At 48.4% G+C, this 17420-nt stretch carries 10 protein-coding genes; 4 read left to right on the top strand and 6 right to left on the bottom strand.

The features are described 5' to 3' along the window. Positions 1–2 precede the first annotated feature (2 nt). Both CJA_RS18865 and CJA_RS17535 read left to right on the top strand, forming a co-directional pair. Positions 3–470 (top strand): DUF6932 family protein, encoded by a 468-nt coding sequence (locus CJA_RS18865; protein WP_049765493.1) that lies wholly within the window; start codon positions 3–5, stop codon positions 468–470. Then, complete coding sequence (locus CJA_RS17535; RefSeq protein ID WP_012489211.1) at positions 467–1405, top strand: hypothetical protein; 939 nt, start codon at positions 467–469, stop codon at positions 1403–1405. The genes CJA_RS18865 and CJA_RS17535 overlap by 4 nt, the downstream gene beginning before the upstream one ends. A gap of 109 nt (positions 1406–1514) precedes the next feature. Here the strand turns inward: CJA_RS17535 and CJA_RS17530 are convergent, their stop codons facing one another. From CJA_RS17530 to abiEi, 3 genes are read right to left on the bottom strand one after another with little or no spacing between them, the layout of a single operon-like run. Continuing rightward, complete coding sequence (locus CJA_RS17530; RefSeq protein ID WP_158304084.1) at positions 1515–3347, bottom strand: DUF4209 domain-containing protein; 1833 nt, start codon at positions 3345–3347, stop codon at positions 1515–1517. Between the two features lie 46 nt (positions 3348–3393). Next, the gene (locus CJA_RS17525; RefSeq protein ID WP_012489209.1) at positions 3394–4314 is read right to left on the bottom strand and encodes a nucleotidyl transferase AbiEii/AbiGii toxin family protein; all 921 of its coding nucleotides are present in this window, start codon (positions 4312–4314) and stop codon (positions 3394–3396) included. After that, positions 4301–4840, bottom strand: a complete 540-nt coding sequence (abiEi, locus tag CJA_RS17520) for a type IV toxin-antitoxin system AbiEi family antitoxin (protein ID WP_012489208.1) — start codon at positions 4838–4840, stop codon at positions 4301–4303. Before abiEi ends, CJA_RS17525 begins: the two co-directional genes overlap by 14 nt. A gap of 259 nt (positions 4841–5099) precedes the next feature. Between abiEi and CJA_RS17515 the strand changes: the two genes are divergently transcribed. Then, positions 5100–8312, top strand: coding sequence for a type I restriction endonuclease subunit R (locus CJA_RS17515; protein WP_012489207.1), 3213 nt, complete (start codon positions 5100–5102; stop codon positions 8310–8312). 43 nt (positions 8313–8355) lie between these two features. Continuing rightward, positions 8356–14028 carry an alpha-2-macroglobulin family protein gene (locus tag CJA_RS17510; RefSeq protein WP_012489206.1) on the top strand — a complete coding sequence of 1891 codons (5673 nt, stop codon included), beginning with the start codon at positions 8356–8358 and terminating at the stop codon, positions 14026–14028. Positions 14029–14067: 39 nt separating this feature from the next. On the opposite strand, the gene CJA_RS17505 is transcribed toward CJA_RS17510, so the two are convergent. Genes CJA_RS17505 through CJA_RS17495 form a run of 3 tightly spaced genes read right to left on the bottom strand, consistent with a single transcriptional unit; the run spans position 14068 to position 17388 of the window. After that, on the bottom strand, positions 14068–15576 hold the full coding sequence (locus CJA_RS17505; RefSeq protein ID WP_012489205.1) for a tryptophan halogenase family protein: 1509 nt from the start codon (positions 15574–15576) through the stop codon (positions 14068–14070). A gap of 7 nt (positions 15577–15583) precedes the next feature. Continuing rightward, positions 15584–16606 (bottom strand): cupin-like domain-containing protein, encoded by a 1023-nt coding sequence (locus CJA_RS17500; protein WP_238526793.1) that lies wholly within the window; start codon positions 16604–16606, stop codon positions 15584–15586. Between the two features lie 50 nt (positions 16607–16656). Further along, positions 16657–17388 carry a SapC family protein gene (locus CJA_RS17495; RefSeq protein ID WP_012489203.1) on the bottom strand — a complete coding sequence of 244 codons (732 nt, stop codon included), beginning with the start codon at positions 17386–17388 and terminating at the stop codon, positions 16657–16659. Positions 17389–17420 lie beyond the last annotated feature (32 nt).

Here is a 17420-nt window from a genome sequence, read left to right as displayed (position 1 = left end):
GCATGGCCTCTGGTGATAGAAAAGACAAGTTGACCTATCCGCCCCTTTTTGAAGCAGGTTTTACCCATGTTTCAGAGGCGGATATAGAGCGAGTTTTTGTTGGTGTTGCTGAGAGTTCCAGGCGGAAAATGCTTGCTTCACAATTGCGGCTTTTCATTCAAAAACTTCGATCTTTGGGTGTAAAAGGTGAACTTTGGATTGACGGCTCTTTCTCCACTAAAAACCTGGAGCCAATGGATATTGATCTTCTGTTGGTTATTCCAAGAATTGTTTTGTCAGCTATGACGGAAGAAAACCTAAAAGAGCTCGATGAGTTGACGGGTAATAGGGAACTAACTCGTGCTCGATGGAGTTGCGACCTTTATGTTATCGAATCCAGCAATATCGCCAGAAGAAAGTATTATGAAGATTTTTTCTCCCAAAACCCCGACAAAGACAATAGAAAAGGCATTCCGGTGATAAAGCTATGATGTCAAAACAAATTTCCGAGCTGGAATCCGAGCTGGCTATTGTAAGAGGTTTCTATGAGGCTGATGAGAAAGCGTTCAGTGAATCAGCTGATCCTTTGGCAGATAAAATATTTTACTCATCAACAAAAAAACGTAAACAAGATTTAGAAAAGCAGCTGTTTCTTTTGAAGTCTGAAAGAGCTCACGAGTTACTTAGCCTTCGGTTAATTGGTAATCAAATGGCAGGTTCAATAAAGCTACGGTCGCTAACAAAAATTGTTGAGCCACTTAACGCTTTACTAGAGCAGTGTGCATGGAAATTTTGGGATAAAGAAGGGCGGGCAGACAGAATTGAAGAAACCTTCTCTAACCTTCTCGATTTACGATTGGCTGGCATAGAGTCTGGCTCTACGAAGTTATTGATTTTGGGAAATACTTCACCAGACCTTACTGGTGACTCTGCCCTTGAGGAAGGATTAAAGAATATTTTTAACGTATTAGCATCAAGCAACGATGAATTTTCTGACAGTGTTCATGCCATAGGTATTCATGCTTGCCGATCCTTATCTAGGCTCATGGATGTTATGGAAAAACAAAATCTTGCAGCTGAGTTTTCTTGGGGTGGCCCAGATCGAGATTACACTTGGGAAGGCCGGCCAGCAGAAATTGTTAGAATAAAATCCATACTTGATGAAATAGATGAGCCACACACGGAAACCCAAACTATTACTGGATTGATTCAGATGCTTTCTATTCGCAATAGAATTGAAATTTATTGTCCAGAATTAGAAAAAAAGATAAGTCTTGGTTACCATCGGTCGCTATCAAAAGATGTAGAAAGTCTTCATCTTGGAGACAAAAAAATATTTGTTATTGAAAAAACAACCTATTCGTTTAAGGCATCTAGTAATAAAAGAGATGTATACACACTGAAGTCTATAAAAGGTGAAAACTGATAGTCATCTCTAACTTAGACTGTTAACTCTTTGTAACAGTCTATAATCCCTTTATTGATTGGCTTGTTTTAGTTTTATAGGTTTTTAAAAAGTGGAATTTAAACTTTTTTTACTCTGGTGGTTGCCGCAAACCGTTCCAAAAAGTAGTAAATAAAAACCGGAACGTAAACCACCAAGCGTAAATGGCATATATAGATTGGCTATCCCTGTCATCGAGCAACCCGTGAGCAACTTCATTGCGTAGATTCGGACCTAACGGATCACAAAACAATGCCTTCAGTTCAAATACCAAATCTTCGTCAAATAACTGTAGTGTTTCAGGAATATCCATTAACGAACTGAGGCCGATTTCATTTTCGATTCCTTCTTTGTCGAGGTTCGTAGTTTTAACACCTGCCTGTTTAAGGTGATAACGAACCATATGTTCAATCTGCGGCACCAATAAATGTAAGGAAGTAGTAAAGTCACACTCATAACCGGCAAATAATGCTTTCCCGAATAGGGATTCTCTGCCGTGGGGTACAATGGGTGAACGCCTGGCGAGGTCAACAAAGGTATGTTCAGAAAGTCGATGCTCCAACAGCAGAACTTCATGGGCGGGTATGATGCAACCCTGCACTGTAATACCAATGTGTAATTTGTAGGTATCAAGCATTTGCGCCCATAAAGCGGGGTCTTCTTGTGAACCGTCTGCGGTAAAGCCGGACGCGGGGCGTTTTGCGGTAACTCGGCCGTCTTTTGAGAGCTGAACGCTGCCGAATAGTTGTCGGGCTATGCTTTGCTGTAACAGTTTTGTTGATGATTCTTTTAATTCCGATACCTTAACTTCACCGTAAATACCGGCAAAGGCAAAAAAGGCGTCCGCAAAATCCTTCCCTGCAACAGAGCTGCGAGCTTGATTGACTATTTCTGTAATATCAATTTTTGGCGATTGAATTTTTTTCATTTCATCCAAAGATTTTTCTCCGGATTCTCGCAGCTTCTTTAGGAGCTTGGTTATCAATCCATCGACATTATGTGCGTGACGTTGCTGCCTGGGTATGGAGCGCAATATCTGAATGGCTTTTTCAAAAAAGCCGGATGCAACCAATTGACTCTCGTGCTGTTCTGCTTCTTTCATCCAGGCTTCAGCGTATGCAACTGTCATCGCTGCATATTTTTCTTGATTCTGTGCGGCTTTGTACCATTCCGCGGCTGCCCTGAAATAATCCTGGGATCGACGGAGATCATTTGCTCCGTCAAAATTCTCTGCCAGTGATTGTAATTTTTCAGCGATTAAATCTTGTTGCTTGTGGGCAAGTTGGTACCTTTTCAAAAGGTCAGCCAGCCACAAGGCCAGAAACCCGTCATCCATAACGGCGGTGTTGATTCGTTGCAGGATTGAAGTTTCTATCTGGGCCAAACGGTCTCCTGCGCCCTCTTTAAGCATACGACAAAGACTGATGGCTCTTTCCCAGCATTTATCGTTGCCGCTGATCCAGCCGGCGCGTTCAAGGGGAATTGAGCGGTAACAATCGATGGCTGTCAGGGCAAATCGGATGTTACGCGGACGCTGAAGGTGCCATAGCAGATCGGCAATTCGGGCTTTCAGTATGGGATTGGTTATCTGATCGACGATTTCTGAGAAAAATGTGATGTCCTGTTCAGTAAAATCATCGGGAATGGCAGAACGACGACCTTGCATGATAAAGAAAGGTTGGAATGGTTCATTAATGCTTCCCGGTGTCAGCATCATTCCGGCTGCTTCGTACAACAACCGAAATATTTTTTCGTGAATTATTTTATTTTCTTTGTTGGATTTTACTGATTCTTTATGAAAATGTTCAGCCATCAAAGGATAATCCGTTGCTATTAGTCCTTCCAACGGTATTTTGTTGACACATTCAGAAAAATCCTGAACGGTAATATTTTGATTGTTATCAGTTGAGTCCATGCTATTCATTTTAATACGTATTTCCCCATTCAAATTAAGAAAGATACAGAACAGATCACAATCTGAACTCAGGTTCAACCTGCTGCCCAGATAATGCTTTTTTAAGCTCCTTAAACAAACCCGTAACGGTATTAACCAAAAAACCTTCAAATTTTTCCTTCCCCAAGGTGCGGTCATAAACATCCGTCGGGAGGAAACGTTTCATTTCATTTTTAAAATCAGTGCTTGCAACTATGTCGGGAATTTTATTGATCATCAACTCAAGCCGGTCGGGGTAATCTGTCAGACGGTAATCGGTAATTTTTCGCTGGACCAGCTCCGGCTGCACAACGGCACCTTGTTGTTTTAGCCATGATAAATCCCAAATATCGCGATAGCGCACATATCTTTGTGTGGCGGGCAGAGAAACCAATTTGTCGGCCATGACTTCATCCAGGGTTTCAGTAAAGATCAGGGTGTCTTCATAGCCGTCCGGCAAAAAATCGTAGTTAACCTTGAGCGGTACAGCTTCTTTGGTATAAGCAGGAACATTGGCAACTTCGATTTTGATGCGTTGCCTTGGCACCTCTTTTCGATCCGGTGCGGTGATTATTGAGATTTGCCATTTATCAATGTTCAGTTCGGCGTATTCCGCACTTTCTTTTAAGGTTGAAGGTTCTTTAATCAGGACTTCAAGGCCGTACCTTTTCCCCAAATAATCCTGAAGGCAATTTTTCATTTTACTGAGCATACCTGATGAAAAATCTTTGCCGCCGGCGAAGTCCAGATCTTCACTGAAACGGTTTCCCCCTCGACACAAGCGAAGCGAGGTGCCGCCCTGAAACACCAGATTATCCAGAAGCCCGCTGTCTTCCAGGCAAAACAAAATGTCGTAGTGCAGCAGTTCCTTTTCAATAACAGGGCGCATATGCGTGACATTATTGTCCTGCATGGCTTTATTGACCAGTTGGGTAAAATCGTCTTCAGTGATCTTCATAAATAACCTGCTCTTCAACCAGATGGGTATTTCGGCCGACCCGTTTTAAATCGCGATAGGCGGCAGCTTTACTGGCCAGTTTCAGCGGGCGGCCGACATCGATGCGATTGCTGACAATATCGCTAACCGGGCGTTTGGTATGGGTAAATTCGATAGTGCCGAAAGAGGTTTTATATTCGCCTTTGCGCCCGGTAGTCATCACCGTTAAACGATCTATCGGAATCTGGGAGATGGCACCGTACTCGGACAATGCCGATTCCAGGCTGACGTAGTTGTATTCGCCCCGGCGGATGGTCTTGGCGATCTGTTCGAGGGTATTGCTGTCTTTGTGTCGGGACAGGCTATACAGATAAATGCCCTTTGCCGGATTGATTAAAATCCCTTGTTGTACCAGGCGTTTCAGCCCGGCCTGCAAGGTACGGACGCTGTCTTCCGGAAAGATCTTGGCCAAGTCTCTATAGGTAAAAACATACCGGCCGGTCTTATCGCAGGCTGCAAGGCGCTGAATGGCGGTTGTTTGATGCATAAAGACCTCTTAAGTGAACAAATAGACTATCTTTACGTGTTATTAATGTTGACATGATACTGCCGATTACAAGTGTACGCAAACCACACTTATAAGTAGTAAATCTGTCACCTAACATGAGGGATTGCCTGATTGTGTTGAATACACTATTAATGGTGCAATGATATTGATCACACCAGAATCACCGCGCCCCTCAGAAGCTGTGGAGCGGAATAAGGCTGCTTTATCAGTGGCCCGAAGGTTATAAGGAACCCCGATTTTGTCCAAACTCAACGAATCCGCCATCGAAGCCTTCGCCATCACATTGCTTGAGCAGCAGGGGTACACCGCTATTCATGGCCTGGATATAGCACCTGACGGTGATACTCCCGAACGTAGCGACTACGCCCAAGTATTGTTGACTGAGCGCCTGGATAAGGCGATCCGCCGTATTAATCCGCGACTGTCTGAGGACGTTTTACTTCAGGCCCGCAAAGATGTTGAGCGTGTGCAGTCGCAGGATTTGTTGGCGAACAACGAAGCTTTTCATCGTCTGTTAACCGAAGGTGTACCTGTCAGTATCCAGCAGGATGGTAATGAACGCGGCGAGCGGGTGTGGCTGATTGATTTTGATCGGCCGGAAAATAATGAATTTGCGGTAATCAGCCAATTCACAGTGATAGAAAACCATCAGAACAAACGTCCGGATCTGGTGTTGTTTGTTAACGGTGTGCCGTTGGTAGTCATTGAGCTGAAAAATGCCGGTGATGAAAACGCAAGTGTGAAAAGTGCGTTTAAGCAAATTGAAACTTATAAAGCATTGATACCGAGCCTGTTTAACAGTAATGCGTTCATTGTTATTTCTGACGGCCTTGAAGCAAAAGCCGGTTCCATTTCCTCCGGCTTATCACGTTTTATGCATTGGAAAACAGCGGACGGCAAAGCAGAAGCATCGAAACTGGTGAGTCAGTTAGAAACGCTGATTGTAGGGATGCTTCACCCAAAGACTCTGCTGGATTTAATACGGCACTTTATTGTGTTTGAAAAAAGCAGCAAAGAAGATCCGGTCAGTGGACTGATTACCATCAACACGGTTAAAAAACTGGCCGCTTATCATCAATATTACGCAGTTAATGCTGCCGTTGCGTCGACGTTGCGCGCTGCTGATATGGATGGTCATTCCATGATACATGAGAGCCCCGCAAGTTATGGTTTACCGGGTGTCAGTCATCAGCCTAAAGGCGACCGCAAAGCGGGGGTGGTATGGCATACACAGGGTTCCGGCAAGTCGCTGTCGATGGTGTTTTACACCGGTAAAATTGTGCTCGCATTGAACAACCCTACGGTATTGGTTATCACCGACCGCAACGATCTGGATGACCAGCTCTTTGATACTTTTGCTTCCTCCAAACAATTGTTGCGCCAAGAACCGGTGCAGGCGCAAGACCGAAACCATTTAAAAGAATTATTGCGTGTCGCTTCCGGCGGTGTGGTGTTTTCCACTATCCAAAAGTTCCAGCCGGAAGACGGTAATGTCTACGAACAATTATCAACCCGCAATAACATTGTGGTAATTGCCGACGAAGCACACCGGACGCAATACGGTTTTTCCGCAAAAACAGTCGATGAAAAAAATTCAAGCGGTGAAGTGATCGGTAAAAAAGTGGTTTACGGTTTTGCCAAATACCTGCGCGATGCATTGCCCAATGCGACCTATTTGGGATTTACCGGCACCCCGATTGAGAAAGCTGATGCCAATACGCCGGCAGTGTTTGGCAATTACGTCGATATCTACGATATTGCCCAAGCTGTCGAAGACGGTGCAACTGTCCGCATTTTTTATGAAAGCCGTCTGGCAAAAGTCCAGTTATCAGAGGAAGGTAAGAAACTTATTGCAGAACTGGATGAAGAACTTGGCGAAATGGAACTGAATGAAACCCAAAAAGCCAAAGCGAAATGGACAAAAATGGAAGCGCTGATCGGCAGTGAGAAGCGTATCCGTAATATTGCCAAGGATATTGTTACGCATTTTGAAGCGCGTCAAAAGGTATTCGACGGTAAAGGCATGGTGGTCAGTATGTCACGCCGCATAGCTGCAGAACTTTATGCGGAAATTATCAAGCTTCGCCCTGAATGGTATTCGGATGATTTAACCAAGGGCGTTATCAAAGTGGTGATGACCGCTGCCAGCAGCGACGGCCCATTGCTGGCAAAACACCACACCACCAAAGAGCAACGCAAATTATTAGCCGAGCGAATGAAGGATGATGACGATCCGTTGAAACTGGTGATTGTGCGCGATATGTGGTTGACCGGTTTTGATGCACCGGGAATGCATACGCTTTATATCGATAAACCGATGAAAGGCCATAATTTAATGCAGGCTATTGCACGGGTTAACCGTGTCCATAAGGATAAACCCGGTGGCTTGGTAGTTGATTATTTAGGTATTGCTGCCGACCTGAAAGAAGCCCTGTCATTTTATTCTGAAGCCGGCGGTAAAGGCGACCCCACACTGGCACAAGAGCAGGCCGTGACTCTGATGCTGGAAAAGCTTGAAGTCGTCTCTGCGCTGTTTGATGGGTTTGCTTATGAGAGTTATTTTGCGGCAGATACATCACAGAAACTGTCCATGATTCTGGCTGCCGAAGAGCATATCCTCAGCCTTGATGATGGCAAGAAACGTTACATCAAAGAGGTCACTGAATTATCACTGGCTTATGCGATTGCCATTCCCCATGAGCAGGCAATTGATGTGACGGATGAAGTCGGTTTTTTCCAGGCAGTTAAAGCGCGCCTGGTTAAATTTGACAGTACCGAAGATGGCAGTGGTAACGAGGATGTGGAAACAACCATCCGGCAGGTGATTGATAAAGCATTGGTGTCGGACAAGGTTATTGATGTGTTTGACGCTGCCGGGATTAAAAAACCGGATATATCTATCTTGTCCGAAGAGTTCCTGGCAGAGTTGAAAGATTATCAGCACAAAAATATTGCGTTGGAAGTTTTGAAAAAAATTCTCAATGATGAGCTGAAAATCCGCCTGAAAAAGAATTTGGTGGAAAGTAAAAAATTGATCGAAATGCTTGAGGAAGCGATCAAGAAATACCATAACAAAATCCTTACCGCTGCGGAGGTAATGGATGCGCTGATCAGTATCAGTAAGGAAATCACTGCATCAGATGAAACTGCAAAGCAAATGGGGCTTTCGGATTTTGAATATGCGTTCTATACCGCGGTTGCAGACAATGACTCTGCCAAGGAATTGATGCAACAGGATACCTTGCGTGAGCTTGCCGTGGTGTTAACCCAGCGGGTGCGTGAAAATGCGAGTATTGATTGGACAATAAAAGAAAGCGTCAAAGCGAAACTGAAAGTCATTGTGAAACGTACTTTGCGGCAATTCGGCTATCCGCCGGATATGCAGTTGTTGGCGACAGAAACGGTATTACGGCAAGCTGAGATAATTGCGAATGAACTTTCAACTGTATAAAGCATTATTCTCAATTGAAAGAAATTGAAACAGGGAAACTGATATGCAGATTCAATGGCGTTACTGGTTAGCAGTATTGGTGCTGGGGTTGGCTATAGTGGGATGTGATAAAAGCGCCACACCTGCTACCGATACGAGTGCGCAAAAAAAAGAGGAGCTGTCGCACACTGTGGCTTCCGGCTGGGAGGCGCATATTGCCGATTATCCCAAACGCTGGATTGCAGCAGAGGCGCCGTTGTTTATCCGCTTTACCCATCCGGTTGTCAGCGCCGATGACGTTAATAAAGCGGTAGCGCGCAAACAGGTCAGCCTGGATATCAAAACGCCGGTCAACCTGGTCTTTGTGGCAGACAATGAGCTGCGCATTACCCCGGCAGAGCGCTTGCCCGGCAATACCCCGATTCGGGTGCGCCTGAGCGCCGCCGGTTTGCAGGGAATAGACCCGGACCTGGAGGATTTTGAATTTGAGGTTCACACCATCAAACAGGATTTTGATCTGCAGGTGAACGGGCTGAGTATCCAGGAAGACGACGAAGACCTGATGCAATTAACCGGCACCCTGGTGACCGACGACACCGCACAACTTGAGGATGTGAAGAAAATCCTCAGCGCGCGCATTGATAACCAGGAGCAGCCGCTGGTCTGGAGCCAGGAGCTGGATCGCAAAACCAATAGCTTCCGCCTTGAAAATATTGCACGCACTGAAACCGCTGGAGAATTGCAACTGCAATGGAATGGTGCCGTGATAGGCTCCGCTGAAAAAGGTGAGCGGCAATTGGCCATCCCGGCACAGAAAGCGTTTCAAATTACCGGCGTACAAGTAGTGCGTGAGCCCAATAGCGCGATTGAAATCCAGTTTTCAGATGTGTTGGATAGCAGCCAGAGCCTGAATGGTTTGGTGACCTTATCGGGTAAGGCGGTGCCAGTGGTGGTTGATGGCAGCAACCTGCGCTACTACCCGGAGGAATCCTCATCCGGTGAAATGGATTTGGTGGTGAGCAGCCATATCCGCAGTAAAAAACAAAAAAGCCTGGGCAATGAATATCACCAGAAACTGGTATTGGAACTGGCAAAACCCCTGGTTCGCTTTGTGGGAAGCAGCGCTATTTTGCCACCGGCCAGCCAAATTTCGGTTCCCTTCGAAGCTGCCGGTGTTGATTCGGTCCAGGTCATTGCCTTTAAGGTCTACGCCAATAATGTTGGTCAATACCTGCAGAATTATCAGCTGACCAGCGCCATTGCGGCGACAGATACCGGCCGCTTCCTGTGGCGCAAAGTGTATCCTTTACCGGAAGTGCCGCGCGGTGGTGCCAAGCGTTTTAACCTGGACCTGACAGAATTAATGGCGCAACACCCGGACGGATTGGTGCGTATTGAATTGCGTATTGATCGCAGTAACGCCATTTATTCCTGTGATGAACAGCGGCCGTCTGAATCAGTGGCAAAAATGCCGGAAAATACCGAGGGTGAAAACTATTACGAGCGCGAACGCCAACCGCAATGGTATGAGCAATATTATGAGTCACGGGGTTATTACAATTACAGTGAGCGCAACAATCCCTGTAAAGATAGCTACTACGCCTATGGCTCGGAAACCAATGCGGCGCGCAACTTTATTGTGTCCAACCTGGGGCTGTTGGCCAAGCGCGGTGATGACAATCAATTACATGTTGTAACGACAGGATTAACCTCGGCCAATCCATTGCCCGGTGTCCAGGTCACGGCCTATAACTATCAACAACAACCCATAGGCACAGGCACCAGCGATGGCTACGGGATGCTGCAATTAACCACCGATGGTGTGCCTTTTTATCTGGAGGCGCGCCAGGGTAACCAGGTGGGCTATTTGCGTTTACGCAACAACGAAGCCTTACCCACTAACCAATTTGATGTAAGTGGCGAACGTGTCCGCGGAGGATTAAAAGGCGCGCTCTATGGTGAGCGCGATGTATGGCGCCCCGGTGATGATATTTACCTCACGTTTGTGCTGGAGGATAAAGCCCGGCAATTACCGGCAAACCATCCGGCGGTACTGGATTTGTTTGATCCCAGTGGCAAGAAAGTCCTGAGCCAAACCCATGTGCAGCCACTCAATGGTTTTTATACCTTCCACTTGCGCACCGATGAAAATGCACCTACGGGCAATTACCGCGCTGTGGTGCATGTGGGCAACCGCTATTTTGATCAACTGTTAAAAATTGAAATGGTGGTGCCCAATCGCATCAAGGTAGAACTCACCCCGGCAGTCAACCCCTTGCAATTAAGCCAGATGCCGACGCAGGTGTCGTTGTTTGCGCAATGGCTGCAGGGAGCTACCGCTAAAAACCTGAAAGCGGATAGCGAATTAAAATTATTGCCGCGCACTACGCGCTTCGACGGTTTTGAACAATTTGTGTTTGACGATGCGGTACGCGAATTTAGCAGCAGTACGCAAAAAGTCTTCGATGGCAAGCTGGATGCTCAGGGCTATGCCAGCTTTCCGGTAAATGTCAGTTTGTCTTCCCCGCCACCGGGCATGTTGACTGCGCAATTTGTGACGCGAGTGTTCGAGGAGAGCGGCAACTTTAGTACGATCCTGCGCCCCTTTGAGTTGCGTCCCTATGACACCTGGGTGGGGCTCAACATTGCCAAAGGCAGTGGTTATATGGATGCCATCAGCCGCGATCAGGATCATCCGGTATTAATCCAGGCGCTGAATGCCCAGGGCAAGCCCCTGGCTGATCGCGAGTTGGACATTAATGTCTATGAAATTGGTTGGCGCTGGTGGTGGGACGAAGAGGAAGACAACCTTGCCCAGTATGTTAACAACAGTAATTACCGCGCGGTTGTCAGCGAATCCCTGCGCAGTGACAAGCACGGCCGCGTTCACTGGCAACTGGAAAAAGGCAAATACGAATGGGGCCGCCATTTAATTCGTGTGTGTGATCTGAGCGTTAAGGGTGAAGGCCATTGTGCCAGCCAAACGGTATACCTGGGCTGGAGTTGGGATAGCGGTAACAAAGCCACTGCTGCCACTCAATTGATGCTCTCGGCCGATAAGGAAAAATACCAGGTGGGTGATATTGCCAATATCAGCCTGCCCAATGCGACCGAAGGGCGTGTGCTCCTCAGCCTGGAAAATGGCAGCCGTGTGTTGGAAAGCCGCTGGCTGGATTTGCAGGCAGGTCAAACGCAAATTCAAATCCCGATCACCCGCGCTATGGCCCCCAACGTCTATGTCAACCTGAGTTTACTACTGCCGCATCAACAGCGTGTTGCCGACGCTCCCATGCGTTTATATGGCATTGTGCCACTGTTGGTGGAAGACCCGGAAACCCGGTTACAACCCCAACTGGATGTACCGGAAAAAGTGCGTCCCGAAAGTGAATTCAACATCAAGGTCAGCGAGCAGCAGGGGCGCACCATGACCTATACCCTGGCACTGGTTGACGAGGGTTTGTTAGGCCTCACCAATTTCCGCGCACCGGATTTACACGGTGTGTTTTATAAGCGCGAAGCCCTGGGAGTGCGCACCTGGGATTTATTTGACCAGGTGGTGGGCGGCTATGGTGCATCGCTGCAACGTGTGTTGGCGATTGGTGGTTCCGATGCCGCACAGGAAGCAGAGCGCAAGCGGCGCGAGCGGCGTTTCCCGCCGGTGGTGAAATTCCTCGGCGTCTTTGAACTTAAAGCGGGTGAGGTGCGCGAACACGCCGTGAAGCTGCCGCCCTATATGGGCTCGGTGCGCGTGATGCTGGTCGCCGGTGATACCGCGATGGGCGCGGCAACACACAAGGTCACTGATACAGCAAGTGCTTACGGTACCCTGGAAAAAACCATTACCGTCACCCAGCCGGTGACCCTGTTTGCCACCTTGCCGCGCGTGTTAGGGCCCGGTGAAGAAGTCAGCCTGCCGGTGAATGTCTTTGTCAGCGAGGCGAATATCCCGGCCGTGGATATTCAGGTGGAAGCCAATGAGCTGTTTACGGTGATCAAGGGCAGTGATTCCCTCCATTTCACTGAGCCGGGCGATGCCATCGCCAATTTGCAGCTCAAGGTAAACGACCGGATTGGCAAAGGGCGTATCAAGGTCAGTGCACAGGCCGGTAATGAACGCGCAGAGCAGGAAATCTATATTGATTCGCGCTCACCCAATTCACCCGGCACCCGCTGGGAGAGCAAATTGCTGGCACCGGGTGAAACCTGGGAAAGTCCCCTGCGCGCACATGGTATGCCGGGCACCAACCAGGCCCATGTGGAAATCAGTACCCTGCCGGCACTCAATCTCGACCAGCGCCTTGAATACCTGGTGCAGTATCCCCACGGTTGCCTGGAACAGACCACGTCTGCTGTGTTTCCACAATTACGCCTGCATAAATTGCTGGCATTGGACGATGCGCAAAAAACCGAAATCGATCGCAATATTGCAGCGGGTATTAAACGCCTGGCGCAATTCCAGCATGCCAGCGGCGGGTTTACCTACTGGCCGGGCGATGCCTATGTGAATGAATGGGCGAGCAATTACGCAGGCCATTTCATGGTGGAAGCCAAACGCGCCGGTTACAGCCTGCCGGCCGGTATGCTCAATAATTGGGTGAAATACCAGCGCAGTGCGGCGCGCAATCCGCGTGTTGACGGTAATTATTACGATGAAACGGTATTAGCCTATCGCCTCTATACCCTGGCCCTGGCTGATAAGGCGGAGCTGGCCGCCATGAACCGTTTGCGTGAAAGCTTTGCGCAAACCGCAGCACCGGCTTACCGTGAATATCGCCAGATCGCGCGCTGGCTGTTGGCCATGGCCTATCAGCACATTGGCCTTAAGGACGCTGCCCGGGATATTTTCGGTACCGTCATTGATACCCTGCCGACCTATCGCGATTCGGGTTATACCTACGGTTCGGATATGCGCGACCGCGGTTTATTGCTCGCTGCACTGGTCAGCCTGAACAGCGACCCTGAATTGAGCTGGCAGGTTGCAGAGCAAGTGGCCAATATGCTGTCATCCGATGCCTGGTACTCAACGCAAAGTATTGCCTGGGCGCTGCTGGGCATGAGTGAGTTTGCGGCGCAAAACGGCAGTGGCGATGGCCAGATTAAATTTGCTGTGCGTGAGCCTGGCCAGCAACAATGGCAAGTCCATAGCAGCCAGCAATTGTGGTATCGGCAGGCGATCCTGCAACCACATATCAGTGTGCGCAATGATCACGATAAACCCATACGGGTGCTGGTCAGCAACCGCGGCACACCGGCCAATTTACACGAGGAGACGGTGAACCATGGTTTGGTGATGGATGTGAATTTCATGACCTTGGATAACCAGCCGCTTGATGTGCAGCAATTACCCCAGGGCAGCGACTTTGTGGCAGAGGTAACCATTCGCGGCGAGTTTGATCAATTGCCCCACGACAAGCTGGAGGATATTGCACTCACGGCCGTCATGCCCAGCGGCTGGCAAATCCGCAACGAGCGCCTGGAGGGCTCAGAGTTGCCCAAGGGTTTGGATTATCTCGATATTCGCGATGACCGTGTATTGGCCTATTTCAGTCTCTGGCGCAATTACTACTGGTCCTACCGCTATCAGGATCGCAACCAGACCAGTGTGACGCTGCGTATTATCCTTAATGCCAGCTATGCCGGTAAATTCTATTTGCCGGGTTGGCAAGCTGTGGCGATGTACAACGAAAAACTCCAGGCGCGCAACAAGGGCTATTGGGTTGAGGTTGTTGGAAAATAAACCTGTGTGTAACCCGCCCTGTTTGCAGTACAGGGTGGGTCACATCGGCTGTTCATCTGCCGCGCAATAATGTGCAATAAATTCGGCGTGGTGTGGCATTTCATCAACTTGCCGGGTAATGGTATTTTTATAATTATTCAGCGATTGGATAAGGTGCTCATCGCTGACCATTCTGCCGATGGGGTGGTAACTGGTTGGCCACAGGTGTTGGCCAAGGGTAACCTGAACCCAGGAATCCACGGTAAATAAATCGCCACTGGGAGGAAACGCCAACCCGGTTGTGCGGAATAAATCCATCCGGTGTTGCAGGCTCTCGGGAACCGGCCTGCGGCGATAGTCCGCCCAATAGGGCGAGTCTTGCCGTTCATTCAGGTAATAGTGCAGGAAAATAAAATCGCGAATATGCTCAAATTCTTCACGCGATACGGTGTTGAACTGGTCGATAGTTGCCTGGGCAATACCATCAAACGGAAACTGTTTTATAAACCGGGTAATGCCAATCATCATCAAGTAAATGCTGGTGGATTCCAGGGGCTCCAGAAAGCCGCTGGATAATCCGAGTGATAAACAATTCTTGTTCCATTGTTCTGTGCGGTACCCGGTTTGAAACGGAATTTTGCGCAGCGCGGAAGTCGGCTTGCCCGGAAGGTGATGGAGTAACCTGTCCTGGGCTGCTTCATCGGAGAGATAATCACTGCAATACACCAATCCGTTACCCGCGCGGTGCTGTAATGGAATATGCCATTGCCAACCTGCTTCACGCGCAATAGAGCGGGTGTATGGCATAGGTGGGGTATTGAGTTCGGACTGGATGGCAACCGCCCTGTTGGCTGGTAACCATCGGCTCCAGTCTTCATAGGCGACCTTTAAGGTATTGCCAATCAGTAGCGCCCTGAAACCGGTGCAATCAATAAAAAAATCCCCGGCTATCGCTTGTCCATTCTCTAACACCAGATGGGTGATATGCCCGGAATCCGCGTGTTGCTGAACCTGTTCGATAAGCCCTTCAATACGCTTGACGCCGCGCTGCGCACACAGGTCGCGTAAAAAGCGTGCGTAGGCAGTAGCATCCAGATGGTAGGCATAGTTCAGCGGCATGGCATCTGACAACACAAACTTGCCATTTAATGCCGCCTTAAGTTCAAGGCAATAATCGTCCAGTTTGACATCCAGCCCCAGGGCCTTTGCATGTAGCCACACATGGTGAAAATCGGCCATCCAGGCGGATTTTCCCAGGCGGCCAAACGAGTGGATATAACTATCCCCCGGTCGTGTCCAGTGTTCGAATTGGATACCGATTTTAAACGTCGCATGCGTCGCGCGCATAAAGGCCTGTTCATCAACACCGGCTAACCGATGAAACGCTTTCATCGGCGGTATGCTGGCCTCGCCGACACCTATGGTGCCGAGCGCATCGGATTCAACCAGGGTGATATCGGCAAGCGGCATGAGCTGCTGGGAGAGTGCCGCTGCCGCGCACCAGCCGGCAGTGCCTCCACCGGCAATAACAATGTGCAGTTTTCGAGGTGACAAAGGCTCTGGAGACATGGGCATCCTAACGATTTAATTTATTGATAATCATGGCGCGCAACTGGCGCGACGATGCTTCGGTTAATGGGCCCAACACTCCCCGTGCCGGTTCCGGAATGTGTTCGGCGGCGCGTGTGGCATCACCAAAAATATAATAATCAAACAGGTGCTTCCAGGCGGCTTTTTCATGGGCGGGTTTATCGCGCAAACTGAGCAGGGCATGGTAGAGCAGGTTCATGCCTGAACCGGTATAAGCGGGGGCATCATCCCACCAGTAATTAATGAGGATATTAAATAGGCTTAAACCCTCTACATGGTGCATCCACATGCTGGGAATAAAAACCGCATCACCAGGTTCCAGTTCGGCAACCTGCCCCGCTTGCTCGGCGAGTTTGAAATTGGGGTGTTTTTCATAATCCGGATTTTGGAAGTCAACCAGGCTGATTGCCTGTCCACCCGGTGTTGGGCTGAGAGGGCCAAAGTATAAATTTTCAAATTGTGCGGGAGGGAAAAGGGTAAAGCGCCGCCTGCCTGCAACACAACAGGCGATATTTTCCAATGCATCATAATGGCAGGTGGCCGTGGAGCGGGTGCCTATCCAGATTTTTACATCCGGCGGATACACCGGATAATCTTTTACTGCGCGTGGTAATTGCAGGTCGTTCTTGAGTTGCAGGCCGGGAAAGTGAGAGTCAATACCGTTGGATGAAATATAGTAGGAGGGATGTTCCGGGTCCGTTTCACTGGCCAGTATTAAATCCAGGGCCTCATCAATCGGCATCCTCTGTGTATCGTAGTTCAATGCAGACATGTCTTCGTTATAAAAATAACGTCCCTCTATGTGGGGATGTCCAATATTGACCAGGGATAATTTACCGTTGTAGTGCGACTTTAGGTAATCCACGGCCGCGGTTGCGGAGCGGCTTGCCACCTTAACGATTTCCCAATCCTTAACCAAACCCTTTAGCACAACTGGCTCCGGTGATTGGATTACCTCTGCTGGAATGGTCTTTGGATCATAACCTTCAACAACCACAGTTTTTTTCATAATATTGTGCATGGCAAAAATGGCGCTATTGGTCGGTGGTTAAAGCCTATCTACAGGCGAGCATTTTTCAGCTTGATCAATTTTTCAATATTCGACAGGGAATTGATAATCAAAAAAACGCCCTGTAAATAACCCTGCTTATTAAGTTGCTCTAACACCTCACCGGTAAGTTGGGAGAGTTTTTCTTCACTAATCGTGTAGTAGCCGCTAAGTTTTATCTTGCTGCCATTGGCGAGGTCAATATTAATGGTGATAGGTTCTATTAAGTCCAGTTTAGCCAGTGCAGCAAACATGGCGTCACCAACAGCTTTGCCCTGCTGGATAATGGAGAGCAGCCTGGTGACGTAGTCCAGATAGGGACTATTGCCTCCGTGTGCTAGAAAAAGTGATTTTCCGGAGCCTTCGCCAAGTTTGGGGCTATCCAGGTCTATATAGACCATAGCCTCCTGACGACCATCCATATCCTCTTGTATTCCTGTGATAAATGGCCCTTTTGCCAGTACTGCCGGGATGTATTGGCCAGACCAGGAGCAATGATCAGTCTCCGGGATTGGTTCAAGGAACAGGTTCTCATCCTTTTGCAGGCCGAGCAACGCGACAGCCTGGAAATTACCTGTGGCAGGGTCCCTGGACAGTAGTATGGGATATTCTTTTTGGACATTGGAGAATTCGGTAGGAAATGTCAGTACAGCCGCTTTGTTGTCGCCTTGCTCAGGCATAAAGTGCTCGTTTACCTTAATGCCAATGTGATCCAGATTATTGAGCATTACATAGCGTGTCATCGCTGTACTCCCGTTAACATTTTTTATTGGAT

It is taken from the genome of Cellvibrio japonicus Ueda107, from assembly GCF_000019225.1.
GTDB lineage: Bacteria > Pseudomonadota > Gammaproteobacteria > Pseudomonadales > Cellvibrionaceae > Cellvibrio > Cellvibrio japonicus.
Note: the sequence above shows the minus strand (reverse complement) of the source record. Positions and strands in the feature narration are given on the sequence as shown.

Coding starts and splice junctions, on each gene's coding strand:
- CJA_RS17535 (WP_012489211.1), top strand. CDS start 467: ATGATGTCAAAACAAATTTCCGAGCTGGAATCCGAGCTGGCTATTGTA.
- CJA_RS17505 (WP_012489205.1), bottom strand. CDS start 15,576: ATGTCTCCAGAGCCTTTGTCACCTCGAAAACTGCACATTGTTATTGCC.
- CJA_RS17500 (WP_238526793.1), bottom strand. CDS start 16,606: ATGAAAAAAACTGTGGTTGTTGAAGGTTATGATCCAAAGACCATTCCA.
- CJA_RS17495 (WP_012489203.1), bottom strand. CDS start 17,388: ATGACACGCTATGTAATGCTCAATAATCTGGATCACATTGGCATTAAG.
- abiEi (WP_012489208.1), bottom strand. CDS start 4,840: ATGCATCAAACAACCGCCATTCAGCGCCTTGCAGCCTGCGATAAGACC.
- CJA_RS17525 (WP_012489209.1), bottom strand. CDS start 4,314: ATGAAGATCACTGAAGACGATTTTACCCAACTGGTCAATAAAGCCATG.
- CJA_RS17510 (WP_012489206.1), top strand. CDS start 8,356: ATGCAGATTCAATGGCGTTACTGGTTAGCAGTATTGGTGCTGGGGTTG.
- CJA_RS17530 (WP_158304084.1), bottom strand. CDS start 3,347: ATGAATAGCATGGACTCAACTGATAACAATCAAAATATTACCGTTCAG.
- CJA_RS18865 (WP_049765493.1), top strand. CDS start 3: ATGGCCTCTGGTGATAGAAAAGACAAGTTGACCTATCCGCCCCTTTTT.